General features: G+C 65.1%; 12 protein-coding genes, 1 tRNA gene and 4 pseudogenes. 3 read left to right on the top strand and 14 right to left on the bottom strand.

Annotated features, from left to right (window positions below):
* Positions 1-157: 157 nt before the first annotated feature.
* The 3 genes from NHF48_RS21935 to NHF48_RS21925 are packed head-to-tail and all read right to left on the bottom strand — an operon-like array spanning position 158 to position 1909.
* Positions 158-748 (bottom strand): SAM-dependent methyltransferase, encoded by a 591-nt coding sequence (locus tag NHF48_RS21935; protein WP_253072290.1) that lies wholly within the window; start codon positions 746-748, stop codon positions 158-160.
* On the bottom strand, positions 738-1490 hold the full coding sequence (locus tag NHF48_RS21930) for a PIG-L deacetylase family protein (RefSeq protein ID WP_253072289.1): 753 nt from the start codon (positions 1488-1490) through the stop codon (positions 738-740). Before NHF48_RS21930 ends, NHF48_RS21935 begins: the two co-directional genes overlap by 11 nt.
* Complete coding sequence (locus NHF48_RS21925) at positions 1481-1909, bottom strand: acyl-CoA dehydrogenase family protein (protein WP_253072288.1); 429 nt, start codon at positions 1907-1909, stop codon at positions 1481-1483. The genes NHF48_RS21930 and NHF48_RS21925 overlap by 10 nt, the downstream gene beginning before the upstream one ends.
* Before the next feature lie 843 nt (positions 1910-2752).
* Between NHF48_RS21925 and NHF48_RS21920 the strand changes: the two genes are divergently transcribed.
* Positions 2753-2908, top strand: a complete 156-nt coding sequence (locus tag NHF48_RS21920; RefSeq protein WP_253072287.1) for a hypothetical protein — start codon at positions 2753-2755, stop codon at positions 2906-2908.
* A 4-nt stretch (positions 2909-2912) separates the two neighbouring features.
* Here NHF48_RS21920 and NHF48_RS21915 read toward each other — a convergent pair whose 3' ends face one another.
* Positions 2913-3176, bottom strand: a complete 264-nt coding sequence (locus tag NHF48_RS21915) for a hypothetical protein (RefSeq protein ID WP_253072286.1) — start codon at positions 3174-3176, stop codon at positions 2913-2915.
* 129 nt (positions 3177-3305) lie between these two features.
* Here NHF48_RS21915 and NHF48_RS21910 point away from each other — a divergent pair.
* Positions 3306-3395, top strand: a tRNA-Ser gene (locus tag NHF48_RS21910).
* Between the two features lie 19 nt (positions 3396-3414).
* Here NHF48_RS21910 and NHF48_RS21905 read toward each other — a convergent pair.
* From NHF48_RS21905 to NHF48_RS21890, 4 genes and pseudogenes are all read right to left on the bottom strand, one after another.
* Positions 3415-3846: a DUF1178 family protein gene (locus NHF48_RS21905; RefSeq protein WP_253072285.1), complete on the bottom strand. Its 432-nt coding sequence runs from the start codon at positions 3844-3846 to the stop codon at positions 3415-3417.
* A complete protein-coding gene (locus tag NHF48_RS21900; protein ID WP_253072284.1) occupies positions 3843-4670 on the bottom strand; it encodes a carbon-nitrogen hydrolase family protein in 828 nt (275 codons plus the stop codon). Before NHF48_RS21900 ends, NHF48_RS21905 begins: the two co-directional genes overlap by 4 nt.
* Entirely contained in the window at positions 4670-4924 is a 255-nt protein-coding gene (grxC, locus tag NHF48_RS21895) for a glutaredoxin 3 (RefSeq protein WP_253072283.1), read from the bottom strand. The genes NHF48_RS21900 and grxC overlap by 1 nt, the downstream gene beginning before the upstream one ends.
* 32 nt (positions 4925-4956) lie before the next feature.
* Positions 4957-5694, bottom strand: a pseudogene (locus NHF48_RS21890) (ComF family protein).
* Positions 5695-5751: 57 nt separating this feature from the next.
* Here NHF48_RS21890 and NHF48_RS21885 point away from each other — a divergent pair.
* Positions 5752-6612 (top strand): class I SAM-dependent methyltransferase, encoded by an 861-nt coding sequence (locus NHF48_RS21885; protein ID WP_253072515.1) that lies wholly within the window; start codon positions 5752-5754, stop codon positions 6610-6612.
* Here the strand turns inward: NHF48_RS21885 and NHF48_RS21880 are convergent.
* The 6 genes and pseudogenes from NHF48_RS21880 to NHF48_RS21855 form a co-directional block, all read right to left on the bottom strand.
* Positions 6609-7002 (bottom strand): annotated as a pseudogene (locus NHF48_RS21880) (response regulator). The gene NHF48_RS21885 and the pseudogene NHF48_RS21880 overlap by 4 nt on opposite strands.
* Positions 7003-7065: 63 nt before the next feature.
* Positions 7066-9540 (bottom strand): ATP-binding response regulator, encoded by a 2475-nt coding sequence (locus NHF48_RS21875; RefSeq protein ID WP_263817009.1) that lies wholly within the window; start codon positions 9538-9540, stop codon positions 7066-7068.
* A gap of 5 nt (positions 9541-9545) precedes the next feature.
* Positions 9546-10895 (bottom strand): EAL domain-containing protein, encoded by a 1350-nt coding sequence (locus NHF48_RS21870; protein ID WP_263817008.1) that lies wholly within the window; start codon positions 10893-10895, stop codon positions 9546-9548.
* Positions 10896-11343: 448 nt separating this feature from the next.
* A pseudogene (locus NHF48_RS21865) lies at positions 11344-12826 on the bottom strand (flavin-containing monooxygenase).
* A gap of 69 nt (positions 12827-12895) precedes the next feature.
* Positions 12896-17168 (bottom strand): annotated as a pseudogene (locus NHF48_RS21860) (translocation/assembly module TamB domain-containing protein).
* Positions 17168-19366 carry an autotransporter assembly complex protein TamA gene (locus tag NHF48_RS21855; RefSeq protein ID WP_253072280.1) on the bottom strand — a complete coding sequence of 733 codons (2199 nt, stop codon included), beginning with the start codon at positions 19364-19366 and terminating at the stop codon, positions 17168-17170. Before NHF48_RS21855 ends, NHF48_RS21860 begins: the two are co-directional and overlap by 1 nt.
* Positions 19367-19443: the final 77 nt, after the last annotated feature.

Below are 19443 nucleotides of genomic sequence, written 5' to 3'. Positions count from 1 at the left end.
CGCGGTCGCGCGGTGGATCGACCAGCCGGTCGATGCGCCGCTCCACGAGACCTACGCGGTGACGGCGGCGCTCGATCCTGCCTCCGCGAACCCGGGCGATCAGCTCAGCTTCGCGACATTGCCCGATGCGATCCGCGAGGCGCAGACGCTGATCCGCCTAACCCGCGTCTTCCAGTCGCCAGAGGTCGAGACGATACGCTTCGTGCCGATCGCTGCGAACGACCGTGACACGATCACCGAGCGCAGCGTGCAGTTCGGCGACGGCATCGTCCCCGCTTTTGGGATAGTCGGTCTCGCCGATCCAGTGGACCAGCATCACATACCCGCCTGACGCTGCCACCGAGCGGACGTACGCGGCCAGCCTGACGATGTCGGCGCTGTCCCAGTAGTAGACCACTTCCGACAGCAGGATCAGGTCGAACGTCCCTGTGGGAGCGTCTTCGGGAAGTCGGCGCTGCTCGATGCGAACATGGGGTTGGTCTGCACACCGCGCCCGTGCAGCCGCGACCGCAGTTTCCGACACGTCGAGCGCGAGCAACGCGTCGCAGCGGGCACCGAGCCGCGCGGTCAGGACGCCGTTCGCGCAGCCGACTTCCAGCGCGCTCTCGAACCGCTCCTCGGGCAACGCAGCCAGTGTCTCGTCATACTTCGCCGCCTCGTACGGGCTGGTCTCGAACGCCCAGGGGTCGCCCTTGTCCTTGTAGAGCGCCTCGAAATATTCGGGTTCGATCGAATGTTCACGGCGCATCGCGAGTTTCCAGCAACAGGGTGTTCGGCCGGTCCATCAGCCGCATCATCGCGTCGGGCAGCCGGAAGTTCTCGCGCGCGCCGACGATCCGCCCGCCGCGCTGGCTGCGATGACACGCCATCGCGCGACGCTGTCTGGGCCGTCCGGATGCCGTGGCGATCGACAGCACGCGCGCGTCGCGCAGGCGCTTGGTCAGGTCGGGGACGGTCCAGCCCCAGACGAGATACTCGAAGAGGCGGCAATGCGCACGGCTCGCTACCGCCTCGGCGAGTGCGGCGGCGGCCTCGTGGTCGCAATGCGGTTCGTCCGACCATGTCACGGCGATCTGTCGGACACCGCGAGCCTTGCACCACGCGGCCAGCCGGTCGACGCTTCGCACGAACAGCGGATCGCCCTTCGAAGCCGGCGACGCGTCGGGCCAGTCGAGATAGAGCGCGTCCTGCTCGCCGCCCAGCGCCTTCAACGCCGCTTGAGCCTCGCCGCGCCGTAGCCCCGCGATCCGCTTTCCGCTCCAGCCCGGCGCATCGGGATGCGATCCAGAGCCATCAGTCAGGAACGCCGTATGAACCCGGCCGCCAGCCGCGGTTACCGAGGCGATGAACGCGCCGCAGCCGAGCGTCTCGTCATCGGGATGCGGCGCCAGCACGAGCCAGGGCCCCTGCCTCGCCGCCGTCCTGGCCGACATCCGCCGTGCCCGCCGCGTGAGATTGCTCCAGGCCTTGCCGCCCGGTGCTACCACCACCGATCGTCGCCCCAGCAGTCATCCTCCAGCCACGCCGCCGCCGCCCGGTCGCGCGCCTGATCCGGGACCGGCTGGCGCAGGTACAACCCGAGATCGCGCGTGATCCGGTCGATCCGGCTGGCCGCGAAGAACGACGCGGTGCCGACCGAGCGCGCCGCCGCTTCCATCGTCTTCAAGCCTGCCTCTTCGACCACGCCGCGTGTCATCAACACCAGCGGGATGGCGTCGCTCGCCTGCGCCTCGGCCAGATGCGCCGCCTGGCGCACCCACAAGCCTGCGCTCCGCGTCTCGGTCAGGCAGGCGGCAAACCGCGCGCGCTGGATCGGGTCCGCCCCCCTTTGCCGGTCGCGACGAGGTGATCGCGCAGATGCCGGACGAGTGCCTCGACCGCGCCGAGCTGGACCGCCGTAAACCGCCACGCGCCCGCGCTGAAACGTGGCTCGCGTTCATAGTCGTTCGGCGCACCGATCACGCCCTCGCGGCCGATCTCCATACCGGTGAAGTCGAACCGCCCGCTGCACGTGCCGCGCATCCCGCGCACCTGCCATCCGGAATTGTCGGTCCGCGCGGTCTCGCCCGCGATCGGGACCAGCACGAGCTGCTTGTCGCCGTTCGCATCGCGCGCCGTCACCAGAATGCGATCGAGATGCCCGGCCCCGGTCGCAAAGCTCTTCGCGCCATCAAGCGTCCAGCGACCGTCGCCTGCGGCGTGGATCGCGAGCCCCGGCGCCGGTTCGGTATTCCAGACGCCGAAGACCTTGCCCGCCGCGAGATCCGCATCGAGCGCCTTGCGCTGCGCGTCGTTGCCGTAGGTCTCGACGAGCTGGACGGCGTTCACATGGCCTTCGAACACGCGCCCTAGGCTGAGGTCGGCGCCGCCGATCGCGCGCAGAACGTCGAGCAGCGCGTCGGTCTGCACGCCCGTGCCAAGCGTCTTGAATGCGGCCAGCGCGCCCGCTCCGTGGAGGTCGGCTATCCGCTCCGCCGGGAATGTCTCGTGCGAATTGTCCTGATCCCATGCCGCGGCGAGGTGCCGGACGGTCTCCAGGACGGTCCAGCCGGTTGGATATGTGGTCAGTGGCCGACTCCCCGTGAAACCCATGGCGGTACGCCAGCTTCGTCACACAGAACGCGGGACAGGCGCCAGCGTTGCGTATCGCCATCATGGAGCGCGCAACTAATTTACGCGTCCGACACCGCGGCCGAACCTTTGGTTAACGCTTGGCCGGCATACTCCCACCCAACGGAAAGGATCGGACTCGATGGCACGCAAACAGGATGTCTTCACGCTGCTCGGCAAGCGTATGCAGATCGACCAGCCGTCGCTTCGCGGGCGCCGCGGCGACAGTGACATGCCGCCGATCGCGGACCTGATCCGGCGGATCGACCGTGCGCTACTGGAACGCCGCGCAGCCTGACCATTTAGTCGTCCGCGTCGACGGCTCCGATCGCGGACGCGTACATCTGTGCCGCACGCTGTTCCCGCGGATCCTTGAACGCCCGCATCGGGTCGGGCGCGTCGCCGGTCGCACGCAACACGGCCCAGAGCGCGAACCGCCGGCCCGCATCCCGCTCGGTGCCGAACGCGATCGATACGCGCTCGCGACCTCCCTCCAGCGCTTCCGGGCTGAGCGTATCGATGTCGGTCGTGCCGAAGAAGTGGTGCGAAATCGCGTCTAGGTCCATGCCAACAGCCTAGCGGACCACCTGCTCTCCGCGCAATCTGATGCAACCGTACAGATGGCGTATCGCAACTGTTGCGATCCCGACGCTCTCCGCTTAGACGCCGTCCTCCCGGCTCGCCGGGTACAGGCTGGAAGAGTGTCCGAGTGGTTTAAGGAACTGGTCTTGAAAACCAGCGATGGGGTAACTCATCCGTGGGTTCGAATCCCACCTCTTCCGCCAACCCGCAGTTAGCCGCTGATCAGTTGACCTTCCCCGGCGGAACGATCGGTATGGGCAGCGGGGCGACCGGAACGCCTTCGTCGACCAGCGCCTTCGCCTCCTCAAGGCTCGCCTGACCGTGGATGGTCGCCTGTTTCTCGTCCCCGAGATGCATCGCGCGGGCGCGGTCGGCGAACGCGGTACCGACCCATTCCGAGGACTCGAGAGCCTTGGCCTGCCGCGTGGCGAGCATCTTCATCGCCGCCTTGACCGCTTCCGGGGTCGGCGGCGCCGGCTTGCTATTGCCCTTGGCCGGGATCGCAGGCGCCATCACCGCCTTGATGATCGTGTCGTCATCGCAGACCGGACAGCGGACATGGCCGGCCGTGCGCTGGCTTTCGTACGCTTCGCTGGATCCGAACCACGCCTCGAACACATGGCCACCACCGCACTTCAGGTCGAAGACGATCAACCGACGGTCGATACGGGAGGAATCGTCCGGCGGTGCGCGAGGACAGGAATACGCGATCGCACCTGCTCGATCCGAGCGAGGTCGATCTCCGCGAACGCCAGCCCTGCGCCCTCACCCATGTCGAGCAGCACATCACCCCATGGATCGATCACAAGCGAATGGCCGTGGGTTTCGCGTCCGTCCTCGTGAACGCCGGTCTGCGCCGCTGCAATTACGAACGCGCCTGCTTCGATCGCCCGTGCGCGCAGAAGGATTTCCCAATGCGCTGCGCCGGTCGGTCGCGTGAAGGCAGCGGGAACCGACAGGATTGTCGCGCCAGCATCGCTCAACGCGCGGTAAAGGTCGGCGAACCGGAGGTCGTAGCAGATCGACGTACCGAGATTGCCCGCGGGCGTATCAACGACCGTCGCCGTCTCGCCCGCGACATAGGCTGACGATTCCCGCCAGCTTTCACCGGACGGGAGGTCGACGTCGAACAGATGAAGCTTGTCGTAGCGCGCGCGGATCGCGCCGCTCGGGTCGATCACGAACCCACGGTTAGCGAATTTACCGTCCGCGCGTCGTACCGCAAGCGATCCTAGGTGGACCCAAATGCCGGCCGATGCCGCACCGTCACGGACGGCCGCCAGCACCGGGTCATTATCCTCGGCGACGATCGAGTTGGCAGCGCGGGCCCGATCGCGATCGATCAGACCCGACATTTCGGGCGTAAACAGCATCTCCGCCCCGGCTTCCGCAGCCGTCCCGATCGCTTCGACAATCGTCGCGGCGTTGACGGCGGGATCGATCCCGCTCGTCATCTGGAGGACGCCGATCTTCGCCATCAGGCGAGCAGTGCGTCGAGGCCACCGTTTGCGTCGAGTGCGGCCAGATCGTCCGATCCGCCGATATGCTTTCCGTCGATGAAGACCTGCGGCATGGTCATGCGGCCACCCGACCGCTCGACCATCTCGGCCTTCTTCGGGCCCCCCATCGTGACGTCGAACTGCTCGGGCTCGACCCCCTTCGATGCGAGGAGCTTCAGCGCGCGCGTGCAATACGGACAGAACGCCTTGGTGTAGATTTCGACTTTAGCCATGCAGCGGGAAATGTGGTCTCGGTTTGCCGTTGTCAATCGTCAGACGCCGGCAAGACCCGCGCCCAGCACAGGATCATGACCGATCGCGCGCCCGCCTTGAGCAGCGCGCGCGGGTACACGCGTCGGCGGTCGCGCCACTGGTGTAGACGTCGTCCACCAACGCGATCGCCCTGCCCCGCACGCGGTCCCGCGCCGTAACCGCGAACGCGCCGGACACCGCCTTTGCTCGCTGTCGTCCGCCAAGTCCGCGCAACAAGATTGTCCGCCTGGGCCGCGTCAGAACGGTGCGATCGTGCCCCTACCCCCGACAGCTTCGCGATGGCGTCGGCGATCAGCGCCGCCTGGTTGAAGCCGCGCGACCATATTCGCCAGCGGTGCAGCGGCACTGGCACCAGTAAGTCGACCTCGTCCGGCAGCAAGCGCCGCATCTGTCGCGCCATGGTCTCCGCAAAGGCGATACGACCGCCATATTTCAGGCGCAGCGCCAGCGTCCGCGCAATCGGACCGTACGCGACGGCCGCACGGACGCCGGCATGACGCGGCGGATCGGCGAGGCATGCCGCACATCGTGCGTCGTCACCGCGGTCGAATGCGAAAGGTTGGTTGCAGCCGGCGCACCAGGGCGGCCCCAGGAACCGCAGTCCGGTCCAGCAAATCGCGCAAAATCGGTGATCCTCGGCAACCGGCGTGCCGCAACCGGCGCACCGTGGCGGCAAGGCGATCCCGGCGATGAAGCGGAACGGGGCGAGTATCTTCATCCAGCCCCCCATGAGTGCCAGCCCTTGTCCGAGGCGACCGACCACGGCACAAGCGAAGACGTGTCCGATATCGTTTCAGAAAACTCCGCCCCCGAGATCTTCGACCGCGCCGCGCGCCGTGTTCGCCGGGACCGTGCCGCGCCGGGTTATGCCGAGCACGACTTCCTGCGGGCCACGATGCTCGACGGAATCGCCGAACGGCTGGATGCGGTAACGCGAGACTTTACCGACATCCTCGATCTCGGCTGTTTCGACGGCGCGTTCGTTGCGCCACCGGGTGCGCGAGTGGCGCGCTGCGATGCGGGGTTCGCGTTTGCTGCCAAGCCAGGCGGCGTGCAGGCAGACGAGGATCGCCTCCCATTCGCCGATGCGTCGTTCGATCTCGTGGTAAGCGCCGGCGTACTCGATCAGGTCAACGACCTGCCCGGCGCGCTGGCCTTGATCCGCCGCGTGCTGCGTCCTGACGGCCTGTTTCTCGGTGCGTTCGTCGGTGCGGGGAGTTTGCCGGCACTTCGCAGCGCGCTGAGGTCGGCGGAAAGCGAACGGCCCGCCGCGCGCCTTCACCCGCAGATCGACGTGCGATCCGCCGGCGACCTGCTGATGCGGGCGGGGTTCGCCTTGCCCGTCGCCGATGTCGAAACGCTCGACGTCGGGTACCGCGATCTCGGCCGGCTGTTCGGTGATCTGCGCGGAATGGGGGCGGGTAATATCCTGGCCGAGCGCCAGCCTCTCGTGTCGGCGACGGTGGGACGGACCGCCGCTGCCTTCGCTAGCGCATCGAATGATCGTGGCCGGACCCACGAGACATTCCAGATCGTGTTCCTGACCGGCTGGTCGCCAGACCCGTCTCAGCCCAAGCCAGCGAGACGCGGCAGCGCGACTGCATCGCTCGGCGCGGCGCTCGGGCGCCACGGTCAAAGCGACGCCTAGACGATCAGGCCGTCGCCGTCGGCGCCCCGTGCCAGGATCATACCCATCGCGTCGAACAGAGAATCCATCGCGACCGGCTTGAAAATAACGTCATCCGCGCCCGCCGCAAGACAGCGCTCCCGCAGATCAGGCGCGATATCCGCGGTCACGACGATGATCGGCACCTTGGCTTTGGCGTCGCCCCGAGCACGGATATGCTGGATCGCGGTGATGCCATCCATGCCCGGCATCCGCAGATCGACAAGGATCATCGCGAACTCCTGTTCATCGAGGGATCTCGAGACCGCGTTCCGCGCTTTCAGCCTCGACCATCGATACGCCGGCAACGTCGAGCATATCCTTGACGACGCGGCGGTTCATCCGGTCGTCCTCGATGAACAAAACGTTCACCGCACCCCCCGCTTAACATAGATCAAAGGAGGATATATCGTGGCCATATGCCGCCTCTACGCCTCATGCAGCATGCGATACAAGGTCCGGATTCACGCCATTGGTCGATACCGATCCATCGAACATTCTCGCAATCAGCGTGCCTCCGCTCACCGGCTTCGCAACGACCCGCGTGATCCCCGTACCCAGCAGTTCCTTACGCTCTTCCTCTGCGGCAACAGGCCAGAGCAACGTCGTTTCAGCACCCGAAATATACGCCGCCTCGGCAACCCGCGACAGTCCGCCCAGCGCGTCGTCGCCGACACGCACCGTCGCATCGTCGATCAACACGCGTGCGATGTCGCCATCGGCAAGACGCGTGACCGCTTCGTCGACCGACGCCGCGAAGGCGATCGGGCCGCCGCAAGGCGCGAGCAAGGTCTTGAACATGCTGCGCGTGATCGGGTTGCGATCGACGATCAGCGTGACCGGTCGCGTCTCCGTTTCGACGATCTCGACCGCCTTCGTGTCGGCACGGACCAGCGGCAGGACGAGCGTGAAGGTCGCCCCCTGCCCCACGATGCTGCTGACGGACACGTCACCGCCCATGGCCCGCGCCAGATTGCGACAGATCGACAGTCCCAAGCCAGTGCCACCGAATTGTCGTGTCGTCCCGGCATCGGCCTGACGGAACGATTCGAAGATCTCCTCGATCTTGTCGGCGGGAATACCGATACCGGAATCGGTGACGCCAACACGCAACCGGTCGTCGTCGCCGACCTGGATGCTCAGTGCGACATGGCCCGTCTTGGTGAACTTCAGCGCGTTCGACAGGAGATTGAAGACGATCTGTCGAACCCGTGCGGCGTCGCCCATGATCATCGCAGGGCAACCGCCGACATCGACGGTGAAGGAAAGGCCTTTCGCGCGCGCCTGCTCCTCCCACATCCGCGCCGCGTCCTTCACTGTCGCGCAGACGTCGAACGCAGCAGCCTCGATCGTCAGGTTGCCGGTTTCCATCTTGGCGATGTCCAGGATGTCATTGACGAGCGCACGCATCGTGATCCCGGCACCATGCACCACCCCAAGCCGATCGCGCATGTCCGCCGGAAGCTTCGGGTCCGCCAGCATCACCTGAGTCATGCCCAGAATACCGTTAAGCGGCGTCCGAATTTCATGACTGGTCGTGGCCAGGAACTCGGTCTTGGCGGCCAGTGCCTTGCCCAATGCGCTGTTCGTGATCGCAAGGTCATCATTGGCAGCGCGTACCTTATCCCGGCTGCGACGGATCGTAACCAACCCGATCGCCAACAGCGCGATAACGACCGCGACCGCCGCGCCCGTCGCGATGAAGATATTCCGCTGGGTCCGCGCCTGCGTGCGCTCGAACGCGATGCTGCGCTGCAATTCGCTGGCCTTGAGTTGGCTGATCCGTAACTCCTGATTGGCGAAGTCGAACCGCGCCGCCATCAGCGCGGTCTTCGTGTCGGTGGCGAGCTTGGTGCCTGCGTCGTCGAGGCGCTTGAGGGCTTGGAGATGGACGAGCGCTGCTGGTGAGTCGCCTGCCGCCGTAAAGATATCATAGGCCGTCAGGTGAGCATCGCGGTACGCCGTGTCCGTTGTCGTCGGATTGATTCCCGCGAATGCGCTTTCGATCAGCCGTTGCGCGCGCGGTACGTCACCGTGCTGCAGCGCAGATTGTGCGGCGGTTGCAGTAAGACGTCCAGCAAGTCTGGTATCGGCAGGGTCGGCAATCGCACGTCCACTCGCAATGGCACGGTCCGCTATCGTCAAATTTCCGAGTGCCAGCTGCACACGCGCGATATTCATGTGGATAAGTTCTAGCAGGTTCTTGCTATTCAATTGCGTTGCTAAATCGAGCGATTTCTTGAATTGAACAGCCGCCTTCTTGTACTGTTTATCCTGAGCAAGCACCAAAGCCCTGTTATTGTAAATCGATACGGCTATATTTGCATCAGCGTGATAGATTTCCAGAGCTTGCTGATAATATCTATCCGCCGTGTCCGGATCTTTGGCCTCGGTATACAGCATTGCAATGAAGACCAGGGTACGGGATTGTCCACGCGCATCCCCGAGCCTGCGATAAATCGCAAACGCCCGTTGGTAATCGATCAAGGCGCTGCCGGCGCGGCCTTGCGAACTGTCGAGCCAGCCCATCGAAATCAACAAGTCGGCGTGCAGCTTTGATTGTGGTTGAAACGTCTTTACCGCGGCAAGCGCACTGCGGATCGGTGCGTCGGCCTTGTCGGTATCGTTCGTCCGGAGATACGATTCCCCCTGGAGCCATTGCGCCTTCGCGATCGCGATACCACGGGCCTTCTGGTCGGTGATCGTCGCAGCAAGGTGTTCGGCAGCCACCGCTTTTGGCAATGCCTTGGCAGGATCGATCAACATCGTAGCATTCACGTCGGCGACGGTAGCTTCGTACCTAACGGCAACGGTATCGCTATCCTGACCCGTGGTGAGTTGCGCGGATACCGCCGGCCCGATCACTGCGAAAACTACGGCAGCAACAGCTACGATCCAGCGTTGTGCCATTGCGGTCAGGCACGCTTCCAGACGGTAGCGAGTCGATTGAACGGCGCTCGCATGTCCGCCGCGATAGCCTGATACTTTCCATCATCGAGAAAGTGGATCAGCGCATCCAGATTGATCGGTCGACTAATCAGAAAACCCTGGATCATGTCGCAGCCCATCACCGACAACAATGCCATCGCCGCCTGGCTCTCTACACCCTCAGCGACGACTTCCATCTCGAGCGCGTGCGCGAGATCGATCGTCGACCGGACGATCAATGGGTCGCGATTCGAGCTGGTGAGTTGCGTGACGAACAGCTTGTCGATCTTCAGCTCGCGTGCCGGCAACTGCTTCAGATACGCCAGCGACGACAGGCCTGCCCCATAGTCGTCGATCGCGATGATGATCCCGATATCCGCAAAGATCTTGAGATTGGCGATCGCACTTTCCGGATCGCGGATCACCGACGTTTCGGTGATCTCGAACCCGAGTTGTGCGCCACTTGTCTGAACCAGCGCACAGGCGCGGCGAACGAACCGCTTGTCCGCGAGCAACGCCCCCGCAATATTGATGAAGATGCGCAGGTCGTGACCACTGGCGGCGAGCGCCTTCTGATCCGCAATTGAACGACGGATCGTCCACAGCGTCAGCGCGACGATATCCCGAGATTCCTCGGCCAAGGGTATAAAGTCGTTAGGCAATACTAGCCCGCGCGTCGGGTGGTTCCAGCGGACCAGTGCCTCGACACTCGTGACCTCCTGACGACGTAAGTGAACCTTAGGCTGATATTGAAGGAACAACTCCTCCTTTTCGATCGCGCGCGTCAGATCCAACGACAGCTCCGCACGATCCATCGCCGCTGGGGTGCCGGTCACATCGCGCGCGATTGCGATGCGTTCGTCGCGGGCTTCTCGCAACGCGTGTTCGGCCTCCTCGATCAGCAGCACTTCGTCGCGGTGCGCAGACGCGGCGGCCGCGCCCAACTGAACGTGGATGACATAGGATTCGCCGTCGATGTCGAACGGTTCTTCGAACGCGACCTCCAGCGCGGCGATCGCGACGTCCAAGGCCAGCCGTGCCTCGCTCTCGAAGACGATTTCCGCCGTGTCGCGTCCCGCGACCATAATCCTGGCGTCAGGCAATGTGTCAGCGATTCGCGCCGCCACGTCGACGATCAAGGTGTCCGCTCTTGAGCGTCCCAAGTGACGGCGCAACACGGAAAAATTCGAGATCTCGGCAAGCACGAGGAACCGCCACGAAGCTTGCGATGCCTTGAAAATGGCGTTGCGCGTACGCTCGACCGACGAGTCGACGTCCAGCAGACGCATGGCCGCAAAGTGCGGGCTGGCTTCGAACTGACCGTGCGGAATGTCCATCATTCCCGACCCAATAGCCCGGACGCATAAACATACCCTTAAGCACGTAGCATGCACGAGCCCGACAAAGATGGTTAACAAATTACAAATGTTATTGTTTAACGTCTCGTTAACCTATAATCCCGTGAAGCACCTCATGGTGCCAATTAGGGAAAAAAACATGCTGAAGTTTCTTATCTCGCTGGTTTACGGCGAGAACATTCGCCCCTGGTGAATGCCGAATCGGCTCGGACACTGACCCGCTGAATAAGAGCGTGTTTCGGTGTTCGAGCCGACACTTTAAGGTGGCAATGCTTCAGCGACGCGACACCGTTGCCGTGGCACGCCGATCGACACTCAATCGCTGCGAGATTTCCGAGCGTCGCGACCAGACGAACCTAGGCTTACGGATACGGTCGATGCCGTTTGGCACTACCCTGATCGCGGATGCCGGCCCGCAAGAATTCCATCAGGCGGTAACGTCCTCTCGTCGCGCAGGAACCCGCACCGGGTTCGAGAACCGCATCGCATCATCGATTGAACCGAACTTGAGCGCGAGCACGTCCAGGGCGTAATTCTGGTTCAGCTTCCACGGCTTGCGCTCTCCCTGCGTCGGTAAAGCCGCAGCGGCGCGCTGCACGTACCCCGATGTGAAATCGAGGAACGACTCGCTCTTCATCGTCGGATCGTCATTGAACGGCGTCGCCTGACGCAGGCCGCGCTTCTTCATCGTATTCAACAGCCGGCACATGTAGATCGCCGTCAGGTCCGCCTTCAGCGTCCACGACGCGTTGGTGTAGCCGAAGGTCGAGGACAGGTTCGGCACGCCGTCGAACATCATGCCCTTGTACTGTAGCCGGCCGGCGAGTTCGATCGGCTTGCCGTCGAGGCTGAACGCCACTCCGCTCATCAGTTGCAGTTCGAGGCCCGTCGCGGTGACGATCACGTCGGCAGGCAGGTCCTTCCCCCGAATCAAGATGGATGCCGTCAGGCGTGATCCGCGCGATCGTGTCGGTGACGATCGAGGCTGTGCCGGCATTGATCGCGGTGAACAGGTCGCCGTCGGGAACCAGACAGACACGCTGGTCCCACGGGTTGTAGCGCGGGGTGAAGTGTGTCGCGACGTCGTAGTCGGGGCCGAGATGGTCGCGGACCATGCCGATCATCCGCTCCTTCACGACAGCCGGCTTCTTCCGTGCCATCCGGTAGAAGAACATCCCCATCAGCACGTTCTTCCACCGCGTGATGCCGTAGGCCGCCTTTGCCGGCAGTTTGCCACGCAGCCAGTTCGCCACGCCGTCCTCGCCCGGCCGCGCGACGATGTACGTCGGCGAGCGCTGGAGCATCGTCACGTGCGCCGCGGTCTTCGCCATCGACGGGACCAGCGTCACGGCGGTCGCGCCGCTGCCGATCACGACGACTCGCTTGCCGCTATAGTCGAGGTCTTCGGGCCAGAATTGCGGGTGGACGATCTGTCCGGCGAAACTGTCCGCGCCCTCGAATTCCGGCGAATAGGCCTTGGCGTAATTGTAATAGCCCGCGCACATCGAGAGGAAGTTGCAGGTCAGCGTTACCGGACCGTCGGGGCCGGTCGCTTCGACCGTCCAGCGCGCATCCTCGGTCGACCATGCCGCGGACTTCACGTGATGGCCGTAGCGGATCTTTCGGTCGATGCCGTACGCTTGCGCCGTTTCCTCGACATAAGCGCGGATCGAGGGGCCGTCGGCGATGGACTTGGCCGCCGTCCAGGGGTGGAAGACGAATCCCAGCGTGTGCATATCCGAGTCGGAGCGGATGCCGGGATAACGGAACAGGTCCCACGTCCCGCCCATCGACTGCCGACCCTCGAGGAGGATGTAGCTCCGGTCGGGGCAGCGCGTCTGCAGGTGGTAGCCGGTGCCGATCCCGGAAATGCCGGCACCCACCACGATCACGTCGACATGTTCGGTCATGCTGCATCCTCGCGCCCCGGCGTTACGCCGTAGGTTTCATAACCGAACCTATCCTGTTGTGATCTTTACTCAATAGTCCTTCGTATATTTCACGCTCGCGCTCTGCCCGCCGCTCGATCCCGCGGCCGACAACAGGCTGAGCGCCTTGGTCAACGCGATCTCGAGCTGGGTCGAGGTGAAGCCCTTTGCGTCAGTCACGATCTCCACATAAATGTTCTTCGTGATGTACTTGCCGGCCGCGAGGCTCGTCCCGCGCCCGGTCGCCTGATCGGCACCCAGTACGCGCAACCGGTCGAACCCGGTCGCGGAGCGGAGCTTGCCAAGCGGGTTCAGGCCACCGCCGCCCGACCCGCGCAGCGAGTTCAGCGCGGACGCCAGCTGGATCGCCTCGGTCGCCGATAGATTGGCCGGGCTCGACCCGAACAACAGGCGGCTGAGCACTTCGTCCTGTGGCAGGACCGGAGTCGACGTGAATGCGATCTGCGGCTTCTGGCCGGTTCCGGTGACGTTGATGACGACCGTTATGTCGCTGGTGGTCGTGGTCGCCTGGATGTTGATGTCCGGATCAGTCAGCGCGCCGCCGCGGAAGCGGATCTGGCCCTTGTTCACCTCGAACCGCTTGCCCGAGAACGAGTAGGTGCCGCGGACGATGTCGAGCCCACCCGTCACGATCGGCGCGGCCGACGTACCGCCGATGTGCATGTCCATCTCCCATTCGGACTCGAGGCCCATACCCGAGACGAACAGTTGGTTCGGCGCACGGACGCGGAGGTCGAGCTTGAACTTGCCGATCGCAGGCACGTCCGAGCGATCGGTCGAGACCGGCGTGCGGATGTCGCTCTTGCGGCGGACACCGGTCAGTTCGGGAACCTCCGCCTGACCCTGGCGGATGATCTGATAGCGTGCCTCGGGGATCTGGAGATCGCCCTGGATCAGGCCACCATCGCGCCCGTTGGTGAGGTGGACCGTACCCGTGGTGGTCGCGCTGATCGCGTCGCTCTTGGCGAGCTGCGCATTATTCAGCGTCGCGCGGATGTCGATCGGGAAGCCGCTGTCCGCCGCGAACCCGATCCTGCCCTGCGCCTGCACAGTGCCGTCGCCGGCCTTCGCGTTGAGCTGCGTCAATTGCAGGTCGGTGTTCGAGAACCGTCCGGCAATCCGCATCTGCGACAGACGCGTGCCATAGGTCTCGTTGTCGTAGGTCAGGTTGTCGGCCCGGACGACGCCGTTCAACTGAGGTGCGGACAGACGCCCGGAGAAGTCCGCGGCGACCGCGATCGGCCCCGACAGCTGCTGGTTCGGGATCGCGGCAAAGCTGAACAGCACTGCGGACGGGCCATTATAGCGAATCCCGCCCGACAGCGGCGCGGCCATCAGGCGCGTGCTCCACGAGCCATTGCCCGCCGGCAGCGGCCGCAGGTTCGCGACCATGCGGCCGATGACCGACGTTCCGCGACGCACCAGCGCACGACCGGTCGCCCCGTCGCCGCCGAGCGTCCCGGCGAACACGATGTCGACGGGATCGGAGACAGCGGCGAGACCCGAGCGCGTGAAGTTGGTGACGGTCACGCGGGCGTCTGCGGTCGGCAGTGCGGCCGAATTCGCCTGCGAGAAGTCGAGGCTGCCGGTCGCCTTGCCGCCGATGCCGAGGTTCGGGACCAGAGCGGACAGGGTCGATAGGTCGAGACGATCGAGCCGGACCTGCGCGTTCGTGCCGCGGCCGTAGCTGCCGGCCAAGCGCGCCGAGCCGCCGCCTGCGCCACCGAAGTCGATCCGGGTCGGCGACAGGCGATACACGCCCTTCACCGCCTGGATGCGCGCCGGATTGACGGTACGGAAGTCGATGCCGTTGGCCTGGCCCTGTGCGGCGACGAGGTAGTTGTTGGGGCTGAGCTTAGCGTTGACGGCGAGACGGAACGGGACACCGTTCGAGCCCGTCAGCAGCGCCTGTGCCGTGCCGTTGCCGCCGACATAATTGACCTTCGCACGTGCCGCCGAGAGGACGATCGCGCCATAGCGCATGTCTGCGACCTGTGCGTCGGCGACGATCTGTGGCGTCGGCGTCAGCACCGCGGTGGCGTTGACGATCGCACGGCCGATCGTGAAGTCGACCATGCCGGGGATCTTCGCGCCGTTGGCGCGCGCCGCGACGTCGGCGCGCTGATAGCCGCCCTGGTTGGCGAGGCGGACATTGCCCGACAAGCCCTGCCCGGCGAACTGGAGCGCACCCGCGAACGGGCCGGCCGCGGTCTGGACGATGCGGCCGCTGCCGACGATCCCGGCAAACACCACGCGGCGCACGTCGACCGCGAGCTGCGCGCCCGGCTTGACGAGCACGTCGGCGGTGAATGGGCCGTAGTTGGTGCCACCGCTCGCGGTGACGGCATAGGCGCCGCCACGGCCGACGATCCGCGCGTTGAGATTGACAAGGCCAACGCCCACGCCCGGCCGCGGTGCACGCAGAACGACGACGGGGGGCCGTCGCGCTGCCCGTGACGCGGGCGGACAATGGGCCGTAGGCGGTCGAATACGCATCGGCATTCACCAGAACCGCGCCAGTCGCGGGATCAAACCGGCCTTCGCCGCTGGTCACGCGGAACTGTGGCGCGTTCATGCGGAGATTGCGGAAGGTGACGATGCCTTCGGGGCTGTAGCCGATATCCGAGCGGACGATCGCGTTGCCGCCGAGGAAGCTGCGCGCGCCTTCGTTGAAGATCTGCGAGGTCTGCGCGACGACGCGGCCGGTGATCCCGAAGCCGCCCTTGGGTCCCGGCACCAGCTTGGCGTCGGTCGTCAGGTTGACGATGCCGATCCCGTCGACGCGGTAATTGTTGATCCGGCCCTTCAGCGCACCCGTGTAGCGTCCAGTCGCCATGTTCGCGACCACCACCGCGGTCGCATCGATCTTGTCCGAGCGGATCTTGAGGTTGTCGGAGAGGACGTTGACGCCGGAAATCGCAAAGTCACCGTCGATCGCGACGTTGGTGGCGAGCCCGCCGACGGCGGCATTGAGCCCAGTCACGCGACGTGCACGCGCCTTGATCGGTACGAGGATACGGTCCGAGTTCACACGCGCGAGACCCTCAGCGTAGAGGTTCTCGACGCCCATGTCGCCGAACGCGATCGTGGCGGCGCGGACCTTGTAGTCGACCGTCGGCGTCGCGAACGCACCGTCGAGCACGACGCGTGCCGTGACATCACGACCGCGCAGGTTCGGCAGGATCGCGCCGGGCGTTAGCAGCTTCGCGTTGACCGCGAAATTGCCAAACCGGCTGTTGGCGAGATCGATCAGACCACCGGCGTCGACCGCCAGCGCGTCAGACTTCAGCGTCATCCGCGTGTCGGCCTTGCGGTCGTTGAGCGTGGTATCGATCGCGACGTCGAGTTGTGGCGACGTCAGGCGCTCGACCGGCCCTTCGAGGTACAGGCCGGGCCGCGTCGAACCCCGCACTTCGATATGACCGTTCTTCGCGGTCAGGCCGAGGTTCGCCAACTGTCCGCCGCCAAGCGTTGCGACGGCGCGCCCCCTGCCACGAGGCCCAGCTGCCGCGGCCATCGACGGTCGCGGTCAACGGCGCCTTGAACGCCCCCATCGTCGAGACGACGCCGCCGACCGGTGCGGTCAGCTTCAAATTGACGTCGAGCTTGTTCTGCTCCGGGCACCGCGTCGAGCTTCAGCACGAGGCGGTCGCCGCCGGCGATGCCGGGGCCGGTCAGCGCGGTGGCGTTGGTGGTCAACTGCGCGCGCTTGTCGGCGATGTGGACCGCGCCGTCGATCTTGACGATATGCGTCTGGCCGGTGACCGGCTTGGCGATCAGGAAGCGATCGATCACCAGGCGGTTCACGTCGATGTCGAGATCGGGGAGCAGCGGCGCATTGGGATCGGTCGGCGTCGCGTTGAGCACCGGGCGGCGCTGCAGCGTGACCAGCGGCGTGGTCAGAGAACGTACATCGACATGGTTCTTGGCGAACGCGAACGGACGCCAGTCGACGGCGAGCTTCGGGCTGGTCAGGGAAGACGCCCTTGGGGTCGGACACGCGCACGTCGCTGAGCGTCATCGCGCCGTAGATCGAGCCATCGATCCGACCGACCTTGATGTTCAGCCCGGACGCAGTGGTGTAGCCGCCGATCTGGTCCGCGACGAGACGCCGGCCCGGATCGGTGTTGATCCCGAACAGCACGATCAGGACGAGCGCGACCAGACCGACGACCAGGATCGCCAGCCATTTCAGGATGCGCTGCCACAGGGGGCGACGTTCGACGATCACCGTTTCGGTCTGCTCGAACTGGTCCCGCTCAGCAGGGCCCTGTTCAACAGGTGGAGTGCCGTTTTCGGCCATCAGAATGCCTGCCCGATCGAGATGTAGAGGGCGATCTTGCCGTCGCCCTCGCGTGGGTTCAGCGGCGTCGCGACATCGAAACGCATCGGGCCGAAGCTGGTATAGAAGCGCCCGCCGATGCCCGCGCCGTAGCGCAGGGACGACAGGTTCGGCGTGCTGCTCTCATAGCTGTTGCCGGCATCGATGAACGGCACGATGCCGAAATCGCCGAACCGGTAGCGGGCCTCGAGCGCGAATTCGTTGAGCGAGCGCCCGCCGACCGGATCGCCGTTGGGATCGAACGGCCCGAGCCGCTGATAGCCATAGCCGCGGACCGATCCGCCGCCGCCGCCGTAATATCGCCGCGATGGTGCGAGGTCGTCGCGAGAGACGCCCTGGATCGAGCCCGCCTTGGCGCGCCCGGCAATGACGATGCTGCTGGAGACGGGGTAGTAGAACGTCCCCTCGATCATCGTCCGGATGTACGGCTTGACCGACCCCTGGACCGACGTCTCCGGGCTGAGGTTCAGCGTCAGGCGATACCCCTTGGTCGGGTTGAGCAGGCTGTCCGAACGATCGAACTTCACCTGGCCCGGCAACGCGACGATGCCGTAAGTGCGGCGAACGTTCTCGCCGCGACCGAAATCATAGACGCTCTCGTTCGTGCCAACGAGTTCGCCACCGTAATAATAGGTCAGCGGCTTCTGCCAGATCGGCGTGGAATCGTAACTCCACCGGACGCCGACGCTGGTCGTGAACGCGTCATAGGCGTCGTAATTCGAATGGTTCGCGCCGGCGGTTAGGCTGAACGTGCGGTCGCGGCGACCAGCGTTCGCGCGACGGAACGTGCCGGACAGGCCCTGCTCCTGCGTACCCGCGATCACCGATCCGATCAGCGCGCCCTCGTACGGGAACAGGTTGCGGTGCTGCCATGTGCCTTCCGCGCGGAAGCCCTGCCCGGTCGAGAACCCGACATTGCCGCCGAGCGACCGCGGCTTGCCCTCGCTCTGGCGGACCAGCAGGTCGACCTGCTCGGTGCCGTCGGGGTTGATCGTGCCGGTGCGGACCGGTTCGACCGACACGGTAGAGAACAGCGACGTCGCGACGAGTGCATCGCGCAGGTCGTCGGTCATCCGGTTGTCGTAGAGTTCGCCCGACTTGAACCGCGAGAACAGGTTCAGATGCTCGAGATTGAAGACCGGATCGCCCTCGGTTCGAAGCTGGCCGAACGACGAGCGCGGGCCGGTATCGACGGGCAGCGTGTACGCGCCGGTCGGGGTCTGGTCGTCGAGCAGGATGTCGCGCTCGCCGACCTTGACGAAGGGATAGCCCTGCTGCGGCAGCGTCAGGCTGACATTCGCCTCCGCACCCTGGATCCGTGCCGCCTCGATCGGGTCGCCGACCTTCAGCGGCAATTGCGTACGCACCAGATCGGGCGGGGTCGTCGCGTCCGCCTTCACGGTGATCGACGACAGCGAATACAGCCGGCCGGGTTGCGCGCTGACGGTTGCCTTCAGCCGTGCGGGCTTGGTCTTGTCGGCGTCGGGGATCGTCTCGATCGTCGAGATCGCGGTCGCATCGTAATAGCCGAGCGACTTCAACAGCCGCACCGCCAGCGCCTCGTCCTCGCGGGCACGTGCCGCGACCTGCGTGGCATTCGCGGCCTTGCCCTTGCCCTCGGCAAGCGCGGACAGCGCCTTGTATTCGCCTTCGAGCCCGTCGCCCGCCTTGTCGAGCCCCTTGGTGGCGGTCTCGTAGCGGATCTCGGGCGCGTCCTTGTCCTTGATGTCCGCCGCGGTCTGGAGCGGGGTCGTGTCGAAGCTCGACAGCGGCGTCAGCGGCTGCGCGAGTTGCGGATCGCTCGGGCCGGTCGGGGGCAGGACGTCGCCCGCAAGCGTAGTCGCGGGGGCTGTCGCGGTGGCGGGTGTTGCCGGTGTTTGCGTCGAGGGAGCAGGCAATGGCGCCATCGCTTCCAACGGCGCGTTCAGGTCGCCGCTCAACGGCGGCAACGCGCTGTCGAACTCGGCGTCCGGCACGATCGGAGCGTCGGAACGCGGATCGTTCGACTGCGGCTGATCGCTTGGCTTGGGCGCGTCGGGGCCCTTGGCCGGGGCGGTGCCCGGCTTCACCAACTGCGCGGAACCGACGCCCGCGAATCCCGTTGTCGACGCTACCAACGCCAGAGCGAGCCAATGATGCCGGCTGTTAGAAGCTGTCACACGATCCCCTTTACAGGCAGCGATCGTGCTCGATTCACCCCCCATCTTCGTCCACGTAACGCACATAGGACGGCTTG

This window comes from Sphingomonas sp. H160509, from assembly GCF_024124765.2.
Lineage (GTDB): Bacteria > Pseudomonadota > Alphaproteobacteria > Sphingomonadales > Sphingomonadaceae > Sphingomonas.
The sequence above is the reverse complement of the archived record's forward strand: the minus strand, read 5'-3'. Positions and strand labels throughout refer to the sequence as shown.